A 14833-nucleotide genomic window follows, 5' to 3' on the forward strand; every position below is an offset into this window, starting at 1 on the left:
TACTATGACCAAAGCACCTGTTGCTCCTGTGGTGCTAGTCATTTTAGACGGATGGGGCTACTGCGAGGAAAAGCGAGGAAACGCTATTGTTGCTGCTAAAACTCCCATTGTGGATAGTTTATGGACAGCTTACCCGCATACCCTCATCCGCACATCAGGAAAAGCCGTAGGGTTGCCAGATGGTCAAATGGGCAACTCGGAAGTAGGTCATTTGAACATTGGTGCTGGGCGAGTTGTACCGCAAGAACTGGTACGCATCTCTGATGCGGTCGAAGACGGTTCTATTGCCTTAAACCCAGCACTCGTCAAAATTTGCCAGGAAGTTCGCTCTCGGAATAGCAAGCTCCATCTAGTTGGGCTTTGTTCTGAGGGAGGGGTACATTCTCATATCACCCATCTATTTGGACTACTTGACCTAGCCAAAAACCAGCGAATTTCAGAAGTTTGTATTCATGCCATCACCGATGGTCGTGACACCGCCCCAACTGACGGTGTAAAAGCAATCACACTGCTGCAAGATTATATAGACCGCACAGGAATTGGACGCATAGTCACCCTCAGCGGTCGCTACTACGCGATGGATCGCGATCATCGCTGGGATCGGGTAAAACGCGCCTACGACGTGATGACCCAAGATAGTACAGGTGATAATCGCACGGCTGTGGAAATCTTGCAAGAATCTTACGCCGAAGGGGTAAAAGATGAATTTATCAACCCCATCCGAATTGCACCCGGCGCAATAGAACCAGGGGATGGGGTGATATTTTTCAACTTCCGCCCCGATCGCTCCAGACAACTGACTCAAGCTTTGGTCAGTCACACTTTTAATGGTTTTGAAAGACAGCAAATCACACCACTGTCTTTTGTCACCTTTACGCAGTATGATTCAGACTTACCAGTGGCTGTAGCCTTTGAGCCTCAGAATCTCAGTAACATTCTGGGAGAAGTCATAGCCAATCACAGTCTGAATCAGTTCCGCACCGCCGAAACAGAAAAATATGCCCATGTCACCTATTTCTTTAATGGTGGTCTGGAGGAACCTTTTGCTGGAGAAGATCGGGAACTGGTAAGCAGCCCGATGGTAGCGACTTACGATCATGCCCCAGCAATGTCAGCAGTAGCAGTTACAGATGTTGCGATCGCGGCAATTCAAAAGGGTATATATTCCCTAGTTGTAATTAACTATGCCAATCCAGACATGGTAGGGCATACTGGTCAAATCGACGCTACCATTACAGCAATTGAAACAGTCGATCGCTGTTTGGGACGCTTGTTAGAGAGCGTTATCAAAGCCGGCGGTACAACAATTATTACTGCCGATCATGGCAACGCTGAGTATATGCTAGATGATGGGGGTAATCCCTGGACAGCCCACACCACTAACCCAGTCCCCTTTATCTTGGTAGAAGGCGAGAAAGTCAAAATCCCTGGATATGGTACAAATGTCGAACTGCGAAGCGATGGTAAGCTATCCGACATTGCCCCCACAATTCTAGAGATTTTACAACTCCCTCAACCACCAGAGATGACAGGGCGATCGCTGCTGAAAACAGCAGATTATGAACTGCAACGCACTCGTACCCCTGTGCAAGTAGGGCTTTAAAAGAGTCCTGAGTGCTGAGTGCTGAGTTAGGAGTTCGCTAAAAACTCCTAACTTTTGAACTCTGAATTCTGTTTTTTGAAAAATTGTTATAAATGAGATTCCTACCATGACAGCTACTAATATCGTGCAAGGCATTTGGGCGTTTTCCGCCACTGGTTTGATTATCTTAGTTTTACTACATAGCCCCAAAGGTGATGGTATTGGAGCCATTGGTGGACAAGCCCAGCTATTTAGTAGTACCAAAAGTGCAGAAAACACCTTAAATCGAATTACTTGGGCATTGACAGTAATTTTCCTCGGTTTAACAGTGGTTTTAAGTGCTGGTTGGCTACCTAAATAAGGATAGGTCAATGGGTAAAAAAACCCAACACCAAATACTTAACACCCTAATAAATTTAATCTCACAACGGTTAATTACAGCTCTTGCCTTATTTATTGGCACAGGGCTGTTTATAGTTTGTATTAATCTTCATTCGAGTTATGGGTTTACAATAATACCAAAATATGTATATTCAGGCTCAGTAATCTCTCTCTCCACCTCACCCATCCCAAAACCCCATCCCTTACCGCCCACACTAGCACAGTGGCAAGATAGCACTAACAGTGGTGACTACTTTTCAGAAGTCACAACAACCCAAGTTGGTTATTTAGTCTGGTCACAATTTCCCATTCGAGTTTACGTAGAACCACCAAAATCCGTTAACGAAAAACAAGCTCAAGTATGGGTTAATGGTGTCTTGCAGGGTGTAAAAGAATGGGGTAATTATTTGCCTTTAACAATAGTAGAACAGTCAGAAAGTGCTGATATTACCATTGTGCAAAAAGCGCCACCTCTACAAATTTCCCCTGGTAGTAATAAACCCCGTGCGCGATCAGCACAAACTACTTACGAGTTATACACTACCAACAAAATTTTATCTCAACGCTTTACCATCTTGCTAAGTCCCAGTCAAACAGGTGAGTATCTCATTGCAGCTACCCGCCACGAATTTGGTCATGCACTGGGAATTTGGGGTCATAGTCCCCTACAAACTGATGCTTTATACTTTTCCCAAGTTCGTAACCCATCGCTTATTTCTTCTAGAGATGTAAATACTCTAAAACGGGTTTATGAACAGCCAACTACTTTGGGATGGTCTTTAGTAGATAATTCAGCGACTTAATTTTATGGTGTTGCTGAGTTAAAATATGAATATGTTTTGTGTAAAAAATAAAAATTTAGGATTAAGGCAACCAATTTTTATCTAAAATTTGCTCTGAGATATAAGGAAATAATTCAGGTAAATTGGTTAAATTTGTTTTAGTATTAACATATATTTATTCTTTAATGCTAACCAATATATTAATTTTTGCCGATAATTATTTACATTTTATCTTAGGCGAGAAGTATCGTTAAAACCAAAAACTCCACAGATATACTCTGTAGAGCTTTATCGGATCTTGTAGAGGATTAAGAGCAATTTCACGATGCCAGTCTTTTCTTAAGTTCTGCCTCTAGTTGTTCATCAGTACTGACCACTACCCGCCCTGGCTTGGCTCTCATAATACTGAGGAAATATTGAAATGCTTCTTCATCCTGAGGGTTGGCTTTTACGTATTCCCGCAGTTCTTTTTCTGACAAATTTAAATAGTCACTCATCCGATAATCTCCTCTCCATTACTAAGAATCTCTACCTGAATTGTTTCACCAATTAAAACTACGATTCTGTTTGTTCTTTGATCAAACCTAACTAATTCTATATTCCGTAGTAAATTACTGGTACGAACGCTTAAACGGAAAAAGGCTTTGAGTTAGTCTATGGTTGGTTCCATTTGCTATTGTCTACGTTTCCGTTAATGCTGCGCTATTTGTTGTAACAACTGGCGTTCCCTATGCTCTACGACTTAGGGGTAGAGGTCGCTGTGCTAAAACTTCTTTATAAAGTTCTTCCAGCAGAGTAATATTTTTACTGAGGGTATAGCGGTCTAATACACGCTGTCTGGCTTTTTGCCCAAGTAAAGTTGTTAACTCTGGATGGTCTTCCAATACTGGCAAGAGGGTTTTTAACTGCGATCGCGCGGTTTTAGTACTAATAACTATACCTGCACCTTTTTCTAATACTTCTCCATCTGCACCCACATCTGTTGCTAAACAAGCCAACCCACATGACATTCCCTCTAACAGAGATAGAGACAAACCCTCTACCAATGAAGGCAAAACAAATACATCTGCGCCCCGCAAAATTTCGATGCGTCGGTCTTCATCAGCGACAAATCCTAACCAGATAATGCCGTATTCTGAACCATAAAACGGCTCTAAGGAAGACTTTAAAGGGCCATCGCCAACAATTAGCAACTTCGTACCAGGCCCCATTGCCGACTGCTTCCAAGCGCGAAGGAGGGCTTCGACATTTTTCTCTGGCGCTATTCGACCTTGGTAAACAAACAAGCGATCGGCTTTAAATTCCGCTTTGATTTGAGAAAATCCTGGAGAATACTTAATGGTATCAACACCATTGGGAATTACAGCAATATTTTCTTCCCTTACACCCATCCCTGCCAATAATTCTCGCTGAATTTGGGAAAATACAATCACGCGATCGTAGTTAACTAAAAAAGGTGCGTAAAGCTGATAAGCCAAAAGTTGTGTTCCCGATACCAGCTTTGCCCCCTTGCCAGCAAAGGGTGTGTGAAAAGTGGCAACTAGGGGCAACCTTAGTTCCTCACAGATTTCCGGTAGAAAAAAGTCTAGAGGAGAGAGCGTCAAGGAAGCATGGACTACATCTGGCTTAATTTCTCGCAGCGACTCCGTTAAAAGTTTGGTCGCTTTAAAAGTGGGGATTGTGTAAACCTGGGACTTATAAATAAAAGGGAGGGAAACCTCTCGAAGATTTGGCCAATTGTCAGGTTCAGAGTCTTCTTGGGCGAAGTGAAGAAAGCTAACTTGATGTCCCCTATCTAACAAGGCATTTGTAATTTCTCGACTGTAGGTGACATTGCCGCAAAAGGGTGATTTTTTTCCAATCCAGGCTATACGCATTCTTTATTTAGCTGTAAGAAAAGCGGGTTTGATCTATTACTTGTGTGTCCTTCGTGATTTTTATTTTATCTAGCTATACTTGCTGGTTTTTTTAGTTATTACAGATTTCCAAAACAACCTAGTTTAAAAAGCCTATTTGAAGCTGATTAAACCAGTGGATTTATGGCTTTATTTATTCTACTTATAAGTTGTTAATTTCTGATTTTAAACAACTTATTTTGACTAATGTCAGATTGATATCCCGCAAGTATGTGATAAATTTTCACTGACCATAGTTTACCATGAACAGAAAATCTTGAAGTAAATATTAATTACTTAAAAGTAATTAATAATAGCTCCTGTTAGCTGATAACTACTTGTGTGAGTTATACCAGGTTAATATGCCTCCTAAAAAGACGATCGCAGCTAATCCCAAAAAAACTACCTGTAATCCCAAAAAGGTTTCTGCGACACCAGCTAAAGCTAAAGGTAAGGAAAGAGCAATATTAATTACATTGTTTTGCAAGCCAAAAACTTTACCACGCATTTCTGGTGGTGTTTCTGTTTGAATCGCTGTTTGCATGGGAATTCCGACTAGGGCCCCAAAAATACCTAATAGCGCCACCAGTAACAGGACTAACCACAGTTGGGTTGTAAAGATTGATAGACCAATCAGGGATGCTGCCATACCCATACAACCACAAAGACTTAGTTGGGTATAGGAAAAGCGTTGACCAAATTGACCGAGAATTGTTGCTCCCGCAGCGATGCCAACACCACCGGCTGCTAGTAAAAAGCCGAATTGGGAAGCTTTCATATTGGGAATTATTTCTGCCATTCGAACAGCTAGAACAGTTAATGCTGCAAAGACAGAAAACAAGATAATTAGCTGAAGCAAAGCATTGCGGACGCGATGATTTGCTTTGAGGTAGGCAAAACCATCTCGTAAATCAGAGAATACGTGAGGGAATTCTGTATCAGGGTGATGGTGTTTTTCCTTAGTTGCTAGGAGGAATAAAATTAGTCCAGCGATCGCATAACTACCACCAACTAAAAGTTCTTTGCCCAAACTACCGCTACCACCAATTTGCGACCAAAGTCCATCTGCGATCGCTAACAAGGGTTCCCCAACAGCAAACCCCACAATCACCGATGCCATCATCGTTGTCGTATAAAGCGAATTAGCTGAGAGTAAATGCTGTTCTTCTACCACTAAGGGAATTGCTGCCTGTTCCGCCGGTGCAAAAAACTGTGTCAGTGTGGAAACTAGAAAAGTCACACCCAGGATGATCAAAAAACCTACTGGCATAACTCCTATGGGTTTCCAGCCATGAGTCAACCACAGCAGAAAGGGAATTGACAAAACCAGGATGCCGCGCCAAATATTCGTTGCCACCAGCACAGCCTTTTTTGACCAGCGATCGACAAACACGCCAGCAACGGAACCAAATAATACGGCTGGAATCGTAAAAGCCATCATCAATACTGACACCCAACCACTAATACTCTGATTACTAGCCTGAAACTGAGTATTAATCAAAGCAATCATCAGCACCAAATAAACTTTATCTGCGAGTTGGGAGAAAACTTGACCGCCCCAAAGAGCCAGGAAATTAGGGTTTTTTAATACAGGCAAAAATCCCTGCTGTGTTACATTCCCAGAAACAGCTTCTCCACCTGAACCAGATCCATCTAATTTGGGTGATTCTGTTTCTGGGGTAGTAGCAACGGGCATTTGCCCGTTGCTATTTGCCTCAGCAGTAGTTAATTTGTCCTCAGATTGTATTTCTGGAACCTCGGTTTTTGGGATCTGGGCTGTCCAACTTTGATCGTTTTTAGAAACGTCTTTTGGGGACATTTCTTGGCTATTGATTTGACTAAGTGTACACTTTGAAACAGCACTCAAGTGATTCTTGACGTTAGGATCTGATATCCTATTCTGTTTTTTAACGACGCTTGGTGACAAAGGCAGGATTTTTTTATCCAAATCAGATGGTTGCATCATGGTTGGCAGCAAAATAAGAATCGATCAAGGTAGCAGAGCGAATAGGGCGACCTAATTGATACTGAGCATACTGGCGCAAAATCTGCTCAACAGATAACCAGTTATGGTCTCTAGCACCATCAATTTGCATTATCTCTGGTTGTGACAGATGTTGAAGCAAAGCCAGTTCCATCGCACCCAGACGACTAGAAATCAAAGGTATTTCTTGCCGATGCACAACAAGGGTTTGGGCATGGGGCATGGGGGATGGAGCATTGGGAATGGGGTATTGATCTTTCCTTATTTCCCTCTCTCCCTCTGTTCGTAAACGTTTCCAAGTTTCTAAGCAAATCGTTCCACCCGTAGGAACGCTAAATCCTATCTGCCAGTTGGGGTCTGTAAAGTCTGGCTTGAGGGAGCGCCCAGATAAGCAGCATACTTGTACTTGCGGCGTTACTCCTGCTAAGGCTAAAAGGTGAAACACCCCATGAGCCAGATGAGCCAAAACACCAGAAGCATTTGTACTAGACAATACTTCTAACCGGTGGAGATGTTCATTGAACAACTCATAAAGTTCTTCTTGGGGTTGTTCGCTCAAAGCTTGAGAGAGGACTATTTCTGCTAAATATTGGCTAGCAGCCAATTTTCCCAAATCTTTAGCTAAACCAGGATAAGTTTTTAACGTCTGTGCTTGAGTAATTTTATCAAGCGATCGCCCTTTGGCGATCAATAGTTCATTCACCACAAACATACCACTCCTGCCACCCAAGCTGGAGTTGTGCTTACGTGCCCCTGGAGCCACTGCTCGAATCAGACCGAATTCTGGTGTCAAAATGGTCACTATTTTATCTGATTCTCCCAGCACCTGAGTTTTAAGATTAATTCCGGTTGCTTTGTAGGTTCTACTCATTAGTCATTAGTCATTAGCCAATCAATTTTGGATTTTGAATTTTAAATTAACGCCATACCTAAAAGTAGGGACTTACAAAAGGAATGCAAGGATTTTAGATTTTTCCATAGTTGAAACTAGCTGTTTTGAAACCAGGTTTAAATTTTGAATCCTTCAATCCTTCAATTCAAAATCTAAAATTGGTCATTGGGTTAGGACAATGGGCATAGATGTGCCCGCAGTTTTTCGCAGGTTAGGAAGATAAACGAATGACTATTCACCCTTCCCCAGATTATCGCGCTGGCGGATCAAATCGATACCGCGAGATGTGCCTAATCTAGTAGCACCCGCTACGATTAAGTCTAGAGCTTGATTGATAGTGCGGATACCACCCGCAGCTTTAATTCCTACCCTTTCTTTTGCCAATTCCTGCAAAAATCGCACATCTGCTACTGTTGCACCGCCATTCCAACCTGTACTAGTTTTTAAGAAAGCCGCCCCCGCCTCCATAGCTATTTCAGCAGCTATTTTTTTCTCCGCATCTGTCAACAGGTTGGTTTCCAAAATTACTTTGACAGTTTGCCCAGTCTCTTCACAAATTTCGGCAATTTCCCGGTGGACTTCTTCAGTTTTACCAGCTTTCAACCAGCCCAAGTTCATGACCACATCCAACTCAGTGGCTCCATTATCCGCCGCTTCTTGAGCCTCATAGAGTTTCACTGCTGAAGTTGTCGCACCAGAGGGAAAGCCAATCACAGTACACACTTTGGGATTCTTGCCGTGGAGGAGTTCGACTGCTTGTTTGACATAGGTGGGGTACAAGCAAACTGCCGCAAAATTGAATCTATATGCTTCTTCACACCACTGCTGAACCTGCTCTGGAGTAGCCGTTGGCGTTAACAGGGCGTGATCGATAAATGGCGCAATATCAATATCTGGATAGTCTGCTGCCATCGTGTCTTCTGCCAGTAATTGATTATTAAACTTTATAAAAAATTAAAACATTTCTTATATATATATTAAACCATATTTATTACGAGTTTATCCTGAAAACAAGCTACTAACTTATTTTGGATGTTGGTTCTGTAGATGTTGCGGAATTAGTATAAGTGTTTAAGTTGACATTAAGCTGAGTAAAGTTAGAAATATTAACAGCACTTTTTACACCAATTCCTAAGAAGTTAGTAATAGTTTTAGCTAACGCATTGGATGCCAAATAGGGTACGCCATTACCAATAGTCTTAAACATATTAGTGAGTGACATATTATCTGGAAGTACAAAATTTGCAGGTAAAGATTGGATGGCTAAAGCTTCTGCTACAGATATTCGCCGGATTTTATAAGGATGCAAATGTACTTCATTATTTCCATAGCAAGCTGTCGGGGAGTAACGCCATCTGTGAAGACGCTTGAAAGACTTTTTAGAATCATCTCCTTCATCAATAGCAGCAAATTTTGTGATGCCTGCCCTTGGTTTAAAACAGTTTTCAGTATTAGGATGCTTCAAAACATTATTTTTTCTAAACCAGTATTCAACTGTTAATTTTTGAGGAATGCCTTCAGGACAAAGCATGATGGAATTTTCTTGGAATGGATCGCACTTCTGCCAAGGGTAAGCAAAAACCTCTTTTTTAGGATATAAAATATGATTTTCCCAAGGAAAAGACTTTTCAGTAAGTAACTTTTGGCTACTGACTTTTATTCCTATATCTTTGATAAAATTATTTCGGAAACCAACGAGAATAATTCTTTCTCTATCCTGGGGTACACCATATTCGATAGCATTAATTAACCGCTCTGTTAAGATATAGCCTGCTTCTAGTAGTTGTTGCTTGAGCGATTCAAAAAATAAACGGTGCTTTGTTGTTCTCCACAACCCCTTAACGTTCTCAAATAAAAAGAAATCTGGAAGATTGCGGCAAATTAATTCAACATAAGAAGCGGAAAGCTTGCCATTATCTCCTAAACGTCCTCTATTTTTCCCGCCAATCGAAAAATCAGGACAGGGAGGCCCACCAATGAAGCCGACAATATTATTAGATTTGCGGCAGTCTTGTACTAACTCGCAAAGGTGTTGTGCTTGTAAACCTTCGTGAAGTTGGGTTACATCTCCTGTTTCTCCGTAATGATACCCGTATTCTGGCAATGGCAGATTGAGAATCTGCCGTGAATAACGGTATGCTGCCATAAATGGTGAAAACATTTCATTGACGTAGACAATATTAAAACCGCTAGTTTCAAAGCCTAAATCTAGGAATCCCGAACCAGCAAAAAAGGAGAAAATACAAGGGCGATCGCTCATTCAATAACTCAATATTGTGAAACAGTCTTAATTAATATCAGAATACTTAGGGTTTATACTTACGTACCAATCAAAAGTTAAAAATTTGAAGGCTGCTTAAATAGTAAAAAAATTCATACTTCCTCTAAGTATTTAATATCTAAGTTTACTCAATCTTTAAGGAAAATCCCTGACAGAAAAAGAGTCTGAAGTCACAATTAAATATAAGAGTTTCAAAGCTCTAAAGAATGTTGAAGACAAATATTTGTTATTCAACAAAAAAACGGGGTACTTCAGACTAACTTTTATGCGAATTTTAATTTACTCTTACAACTACTATCCAGAGCCAATTGGTATTGCCCCACTGATGACTGAATTAGCAGAGGGACTAGTGAAGCGTGGGCATCAAGTGCGCGTAGTCACCGCTATGCCCAACTACCCTGAGCGTCAAATATACCAGGAATATCGCGGCAAGTGGTATCTCAACGAATATAAAAATGGCGTTCAAATCCAACGCAGTTACGTTTGGATTCGTCCACAACCCAACCTATTAGATAGAGTGTTACTAGATGCTAGTTTCGTTGTCACTAGTTTTGTACCTGCCCTCTTTGGTTGGCGGCCAGACGTGATTCTTTCAACATCGCCATCTTTGCCAAGCTGTGTGCCAGTTGCTCTTTTAGGATGGTTACGTGCTTGCCCTGTGATTTTAAATTTACAAGATATATTACCAGACGCAGCCGTTCACGTCGGTCTACTGAAAAATAAATTGCTTATAAAGTTATTTACAGTGTTGGAAAAATTTGCTTACCACACTGCCAGTAAAATTAGCGTCATTGCTGATGGTTTTGTGGACAATTTGCGATCTAAGGGCGTAGAAGCTGACAAAATTGTACAAATTCCCAACTGGGTTGATGTCAATTTTATCCGCCCTTTGCCTAAAGAAAATAACCCTTTCCGTGCAGCACATAATCTAAATGACAAATTTGTAGTACTTTATTCTGGCAACATTGCCCTAACCCAAGGCTTAGAAAGCGTTGTCAAAGCTGCTTCTGTGTTGCGCCATATCCCAGATATTGTTTTTGTGATCGTTGGAGAGGCAAAAGGTTTACAGCGATTGCAACAGGAATGTCTAGACTGCGGCGCAGATAACGTTTTGCTACTACCATTTCAATCCCGCAAAGATTTGCCACAAATGTTGGCAGCTGCTGATGTTGGCTTAGTGGTACAAAAGAAAAATGTTGTATCCTTCAATATGCCATCAAAAATTCAAGTGCTACTTGCCAGTGGAGCGGCATTAGTTGCCTCTGTGCCTGATAATGGTACGGCAGCAAGAGCAATCAAACAAAGTGGCGGCGGAGTTATCGTTCCTCCAGAAGATCCTCAAGCTTTAGCAATGGCAATTTTAGATTTGTATCAAAATCCCGAAAAGGTAAAAACTCTGGGTTATAAAAGTCGCCAATATGCAATTGAGAACTATGCTTTTGAGCAAGCTTTAAATCAGTATGAGTCGTTGTGTTACTCATTGACGGCAGATCGTCGTGCATCTATTGAGTCTACAAGAGTTACAGTCTCTAGAGCAGAAAGCCCATAAGGATGTGACTAACTCAGAAAGTCGCAATTATACCCTCATTATCCAAGTATTAACTGATTTTGAGGGCAATTAATTATACTTTAAAATCTACAGCAATAGACCAATACGCTTAGGTTAAACAAATGTCTCTTCTGAGGCAAGCAAATGAAGCCAAAGGACAATACTGTTTAATTCAAGCATATTAAGCAATACAGAAGGGGGTTTCAAATGCGTTTTGAACCCAAAATCCCACAGCTTCACTTCATTAAATATGTGGGAACACCAATTTTTTAACTATACAGTCTGAGTGTTTTAGTATCCTCTAGTACTAAATACCACACTGGTGTCAATCAAGCCTTTGGTAGACCAGGCATGAATCTGATGTGTTGTATTGTAGTTTTTAGTAAACAGTAATTATCAAACTAGCCCCCATAAACACCTGTTTTTTTGTTAGTATTCAAAAAAACCTATTGACACATTTGTCAGCTCAATTGTTTGTTATTTGTAAGTAAATGTAAACAATTGTTTCAAAGGAAAAAAGCACCTGAGGTTTAATGACTGACTATTTCCAAGGAAATTTCCCATTACAATCCGTCCCACTGACGAAGAGTGTGGTTAAAAGCCACGCCCATACTGAAGAGGAAAGCGGAAAATTAGCTGCAACGATCGCAGAAGCTGCATCAGACCGCAAAGCGGGTGAGATTATATTGCTCAAAGTAGCAGAGGTATCTTATCTAGCCGATTACTTTGTGATGATGACTGGCTATTCTAGGGTACAAGTAAGGGCGATCGCTCAAGCAATTGAAGGAAAAGTCGAAACTGAGTTGCAACGTCGTCCCATAAGGACAGAAGGAAAAGTTGAGGGGAGTTGGGTACTACAAGACTACGGTGATGTGATCGTTCACATTATGATGCCCAAAGAACGGGAGTTTTATAATTTAGAAGCGTTCTGGATTCATGCAGAACGTATTTCCCTTCCAGAATCTGATGAGGGTGAAGGTAAGCCAACATGATTAGGTCTTCGGTTTCAAATTGCCCAGTTCCCATAGACCAACAACCGCTCAATGAGTACGAAGAGTTAAAAACTTCCTGGCTATTTCGTGATAGCACTTTAGATTTGCGCGAGTATATCACGAAAATAGCTTGGATTTGGAGTTTATCTTGGCTGATCGCAGCACCTGTAGCAGCAGCAAGTTTTCCTCCCCACAAGTATATTGCACATTTTATCCTTTGTGGTGCAGCAGTAGCCAGTGTCGGGGTCGTCCTGGCACTGGTAAGATTATACTTAGGCTGGTTTTACGTGTGCGATCGCCTTGCCAGTCCCACAGTATTTTATGAAGAGTCAGGCTGGTACGACGGCCAAACTTGGACGAAACCACAGGAAATCCTTAAGCGCGATCGCTTAATTGTTGCATACGAAATCAAGCCTATCTTGCGGCGATTGCAATTTACCTTCGCTGGCTTGGCGGGAATGTACGTTACTGGTACGATAGTTTGGCATTTGTTTTAAAAAGTCATTAGTCACTGGTCATTAGCTACTAAGGACTAATGACCAGTGACTAATGACTAAAATTAATTAAAAAAAGGTGATAAATATAAACCCATGACAATGGGAAAACGAACTCAAGCCACAGCACTGGAAGTCCGGTTGCTGCGAGAAGGTATTATTGAATCCAGGCATATAGTCCAGGCTGTGGTGTGTGACGATCGGGGACGGGTTCTAACCGTTGCCGGCAATTCTGAAACTGCTGCATTTATCCGTTCAGCCCTCAAACCATTTCAGGCACTCGCAGTCACCACCACAGGTACACTGGAACGCTATGACCTCAGCGATCGCGACTTAGCAATTATCACAAGTTCCCATAAAGGAAGAATAGATCAAGTCCGACAGGTATTTAACATCCTGTGGCGGGCTGATCTTGACCCCACCATACTCCAGTGTCCAACTCCTGAAGGTAAGCACAGTCCTCTGGAATACAATTGCTCTGGAAAACATGCGGGAATGTTAGCTGTTTGTCAGCAACGCCGTTGGCCCTTGAATAACTACTTGGATCGCAAGCACCCAATACAGCAATTGATTTTGGGCAAAGTAGCAGAGTTGCTGCGAATGCCAGCCGCAGAATTTATCTGCGCTCATGATGACTGTGGCGCACCAACTTATTTGATGCAACTCGGTCACATGGCATCTTTATATGCGCTGCTAGCCTCTAGTACCAATCTAGATATGGAGCGCATCGTCCGGGCTATGACTCATCACCCCGCGATGGTAGCAGGAGATGGAGAATTTGATACGGAACTAATGCGCTTAACTCCAGGGGAACTGGTTAGTAAAAGTGGTGCTGAAGGAGTACAGTGCATTGGTAGACTTGGTGAAGGCTTGGGATTAGCAATCAAAGTCATGGATGGGACAAAACGGGCAAAACACGCCGTTGCGATTCACCTACTCAAGCAAATGGGTTGGATTAGTCCTAGCGCCGCCGAAAGCCTCTCAGAAAAGTTTGCCACCTTGGGAAAATACACGCGTTTAGAAGTAATTGGAGAATTATCGTTTTTGTAGTTGCCAAACTCTTGACTATAGGTTATTATAAATAAGTCGAGGCAACGCGGGATAGAGCAGCCTGGTAGCTCGTCGGGCTCAACGGGCAAATTTAACTAGACGCTTATTAGTTAGGTTTGCTATGGGCGGCACGTAAAGAAACTTATGTGCGTTTATCTGTCAAACTCGGGGAAGCCAATAGCGCGGTAATCCCGAACCAAGCTCCAGAAATGGAGAAGGTGTAGAGACTGGAAGGCAGACACCCTAACGATAATGACGAGGGTGAAGGGACAGTCCAGACCACAAACCAGTATGGCTGGGCAACGAAAGTTGTAGTTGGTAAGCATAACCCGAAGGTCAGTGGTTCAAATCCACTTCCCGCCACCAAATGAATGATAAAACAAAACCCTGTATTCCTAAAGGAATACAGGGTTTTGTTCTATGCTGATTATCAGCTAACTTAGTCTTACAAATGGACACAAAGCTTAAAGGAGACATAGCAGAACAAGCTGCTGTTCTTCATGCCTTAAAGCGGGGTTGGGGAGTTTTAAAACCTTTTGGCGATCGCCTACCTTACGATCTAGCATTTGATGTAGAGGGAACTCTAATTAAAATCCAAGTCAAATATGCTTGGTTGGATGAGCCTTCCGGGAATTATGTTGTAGATAATCGCCGCACTAAAACCAATCGGCGGCTGATGGTTCGAGAAGTATATCAGCTATCAGACTTTGATTTTGCCTTAGTATATATAGAAAAACTTGATCTATTCTATGTCTTCCCCGTAGATGTGTTCATAGATTATGGGAGCGAAGTACATCTTGTTGAGGCTGAAAAACGACAGCGCAAACCGCGTTCAGCACAATATAGGAATGCTTGGGAGTTAATTTTACAGGCATCTATAGGTAAAGAAAGTTGTGTTCGATCGCCTGTTAAATTCCCAGAAGCAGAATTTTAATCTATTCTGGAAGAAAT

14 protein-coding genes and 1 pseudogene are annotated in these 14833 nt (G+C 41.8%); 8 read left to right on the plus strand and 7 right to left on the minus strand.

Going from position 1 to position 14833, the window contains the following annotated elements; translation table 11 throughout:
* Positions 1–4 precede the first annotated feature (4 nt).
* The 3 genes from gpmI (at position 5) to V7K69_RS16235 (ending at position 2766) form a co-directional block, all read left to right on the plus strand.
* The gene (gene gpmI / locus V7K69_RS16225) at positions 5–1603 is read left to right on the plus strand and encodes a 2,3-bisphosphoglycerate-independent phosphoglycerate mutase (protein WP_335036018.1); all 1599 of its coding nucleotides are present in this window, start codon (positions 5–7) and stop codon (positions 1601–1603) included.
* A 106-nt stretch (positions 1604–1709) separates the two neighbouring features.
* A complete protein-coding gene (gene secG, locus V7K69_RS16230; protein ID WP_012410686.1) occupies positions 1710–1943 on the plus strand; it encodes a preprotein translocase subunit SecG in 234 nt (77 codons plus the stop codon).
* A 10-nt stretch (positions 1944–1953) separates the two neighbouring features.
* Positions 1954–2766: a peptidase gene (locus V7K69_RS16235; RefSeq protein ID WP_335036020.1), complete on the plus strand. Its 813-nt coding sequence runs from the start codon at positions 1954–1956 to the stop codon at positions 2764–2766.
* A gap of 299 nt (positions 2767–3065) precedes the next feature.
* Here V7K69_RS16235 and V7K69_RS16240 read toward each other — a convergent pair whose 3' ends face one another.
* From V7K69_RS16240 to V7K69_RS16265, 7 genes and pseudogenes are all read right to left on the minus strand, one after another.
* A complete protein-coding gene (locus V7K69_RS16240; protein ID WP_323201601.1) occupies positions 3066–3242 on the minus strand; it encodes a DUF6887 family protein in 177 nt (58 codons plus the stop codon).
* Positions 3239–3382, minus strand: a pseudogene (locus V7K69_RS32970) (DUF6888 family protein); the annotation flags it as partial. The pseudogene V7K69_RS32970 and the gene V7K69_RS16240, both read right to left, overlap by 4 nt.
* 91 nt (positions 3383–3473) lie before the next feature.
* Positions 3474–4622: a glycosyltransferase family 4 protein gene (locus V7K69_RS16245; RefSeq protein WP_335036025.1), complete on the minus strand. Its 1149-nt coding sequence runs from the start codon at positions 4620–4622 to the stop codon at positions 3474–3476.
* 352 nt (positions 4623–4974) lie between these two features.
* Positions 4975–6603, minus strand: a complete 1629-nt coding sequence (locus V7K69_RS16250; protein ID WP_335036108.1) for an MFS transporter — start codon at positions 6601–6603, stop codon at positions 4975–4977.
* Positions 6590–7495, minus strand: coding sequence for a DNA repair protein RecO (gene recO / locus V7K69_RS16255; RefSeq protein ID WP_335036027.1), 906 nt, complete (start codon positions 7493–7495; stop codon positions 6590–6592). Before recO ends, V7K69_RS16250 begins: the two co-directional genes overlap by 14 nt.
* Positions 7496–7747: 252 nt before the next feature.
* A complete protein-coding gene (gene deoC, locus V7K69_RS16260; protein WP_114085010.1) occupies positions 7748–8428 on the minus strand; it encodes a deoxyribose-phosphate aldolase in 681 nt (226 codons plus the stop codon).
* A 106-nt stretch (positions 8429–8534) separates the two neighbouring features.
* Positions 8535–9776: a DNA cytosine methyltransferase gene (locus V7K69_RS16265; RefSeq protein WP_335036029.1), complete on the minus strand. Its 1242-nt coding sequence runs from the start codon at positions 9774–9776 to the stop codon at positions 8535–8537.
* A gap of 286 nt (positions 9777–10062) precedes the next feature.
* On the opposite strand from V7K69_RS16265, the gene V7K69_RS16270 reads away from it, so the two are divergent.
* The 5 genes from V7K69_RS16270 (at position 10063) to V7K69_RS16290 (ending at position 14816) form a co-directional block, all read left to right on the plus strand.
* Positions 10063–11346: a glycosyltransferase family 4 protein gene (locus tag V7K69_RS16270; protein ID WP_335036031.1), complete on the plus strand. Its 1284-nt coding sequence runs from the start codon at positions 10063–10065 to the stop codon at positions 11344–11346.
* A 533-nt stretch (positions 11347–11879) separates the two neighbouring features.
* Complete coding sequence (gene rsfS, locus V7K69_RS16275) at positions 11880–12338, plus strand: ribosome silencing factor (protein WP_334699040.1); 459 nt, start codon at positions 11880–11882, stop codon at positions 12336–12338.
* A complete protein-coding gene (locus V7K69_RS16280; protein WP_335036034.1) occupies positions 12335–12835 on the plus strand; it encodes a CGLD27 family protein in 501 nt (166 codons plus the stop codon). Before rsfS ends, V7K69_RS16280 begins: the two co-directional genes overlap by 4 nt.
* Before the next feature lie 93 nt (positions 12836–12928).
* Positions 12929–13882, plus strand: coding sequence for an asparaginase (locus V7K69_RS16285; protein WP_335036036.1), 954 nt, complete (start codon positions 12929–12931; stop codon positions 13880–13882).
* 451 nt (positions 13883–14333) lie between these two features.
* Entirely contained in the window at positions 14334–14816 is a 483-nt protein-coding gene (locus V7K69_RS16290; protein WP_335036038.1) for a group I intron-associated PD-(D/E)XK endonuclease, read from the plus strand.
* The last annotated feature ends 17 nt before the right edge of the window (positions 14817–14833 follow it).

Origin of the sequence: Nostoc sp. (assembly GCF_036917775.1) — a bacterium.
Lineage (GTDB): Bacteria > Cyanobacteriota > Cyanobacteriia > Cyanobacteriales > Nostocaceae > Nostoc.

What these genes read in the sequence shown, in the direction of transcription:
- gpmI (WP_335036018.1), top strand. Translation starts at nt 5, where the DNA reads ATGACCAAAGCACCTGTTGCTCCTGTGGTGCTAGTCATTTTAGACGGA.
- secG (WP_012410686.1), top strand. Translation starts at nt 1,710, where the DNA reads ATGACAGCTACTAATATCGTGCAAGGCATTTGGGCGTTTTCCGCCACT.
- V7K69_RS16235 (WP_335036020.1), top strand. Translation starts at nt 1,954, where the DNA reads ATGGGTAAAAAAACCCAACACCAAATACTTAACACCCTAATAAATTTA.
- V7K69_RS16240 (WP_323201601.1), bottom strand. Translation starts at nt 3,242, where the DNA reads ATGAGTGACTATTTAAATTTGTCAGAAAAAGAACTGCGGGAATACGTA.
- V7K69_RS16245 (WP_335036025.1), bottom strand. Translation starts at nt 4,622, where the DNA reads ATGCGTATAGCCTGGATTGGAAAAAAATCACCCTTTTGCGGCAATGTC.
- V7K69_RS16250 (WP_335036108.1), bottom strand. Translation starts at nt 6,603, where the DNA reads ATGCAACCATCTGATTTGGATAAAAAAATCCTGCCTTTGTCACCAAGC.
- recO (WP_335036027.1), bottom strand. Translation starts at nt 7,495, where the DNA reads ATGAGTAGAACCTACAAAGCAACCGGAATTAATCTTAAAACTCAGGTG.
- deoC (WP_114085010.1), bottom strand. Translation starts at nt 8,428, where the DNA reads ATGGCAGCAGACTATCCAGATATTGATATTGCGCCATTTATCGATCAC.
- V7K69_RS16265 (WP_335036029.1), bottom strand. Translation starts at nt 9,776, where the DNA reads ATGAGCGATCGCCCTTGTATTTTCTCCTTTTTTGCTGGTTCGGGATTC.
- V7K69_RS16270 (WP_335036031.1), top strand. Translation starts at nt 10,063, where the DNA reads ATGCGAATTTTAATTTACTCTTACAACTACTATCCAGAGCCAATTGGT.
- rsfS (WP_334699040.1), top strand. Translation starts at nt 11,880, where the DNA reads ATGACTGACTATTTCCAAGGAAATTTCCCATTACAATCCGTCCCACTG.
- V7K69_RS16280 (WP_335036034.1), top strand. Translation starts at nt 12,335, where the DNA reads ATGATTAGGTCTTCGGTTTCAAATTGCCCAGTTCCCATAGACCAACAA.
- V7K69_RS16285 (WP_335036036.1), top strand. Translation starts at nt 12,929, where the DNA reads ATGACAATGGGAAAACGAACTCAAGCCACAGCACTGGAAGTCCGGTTG.
- V7K69_RS16290 (WP_335036038.1), top strand. Translation starts at nt 14,334, where the DNA reads ATGGACACAAAGCTTAAAGGAGACATAGCAGAACAAGCTGCTGTTCTT.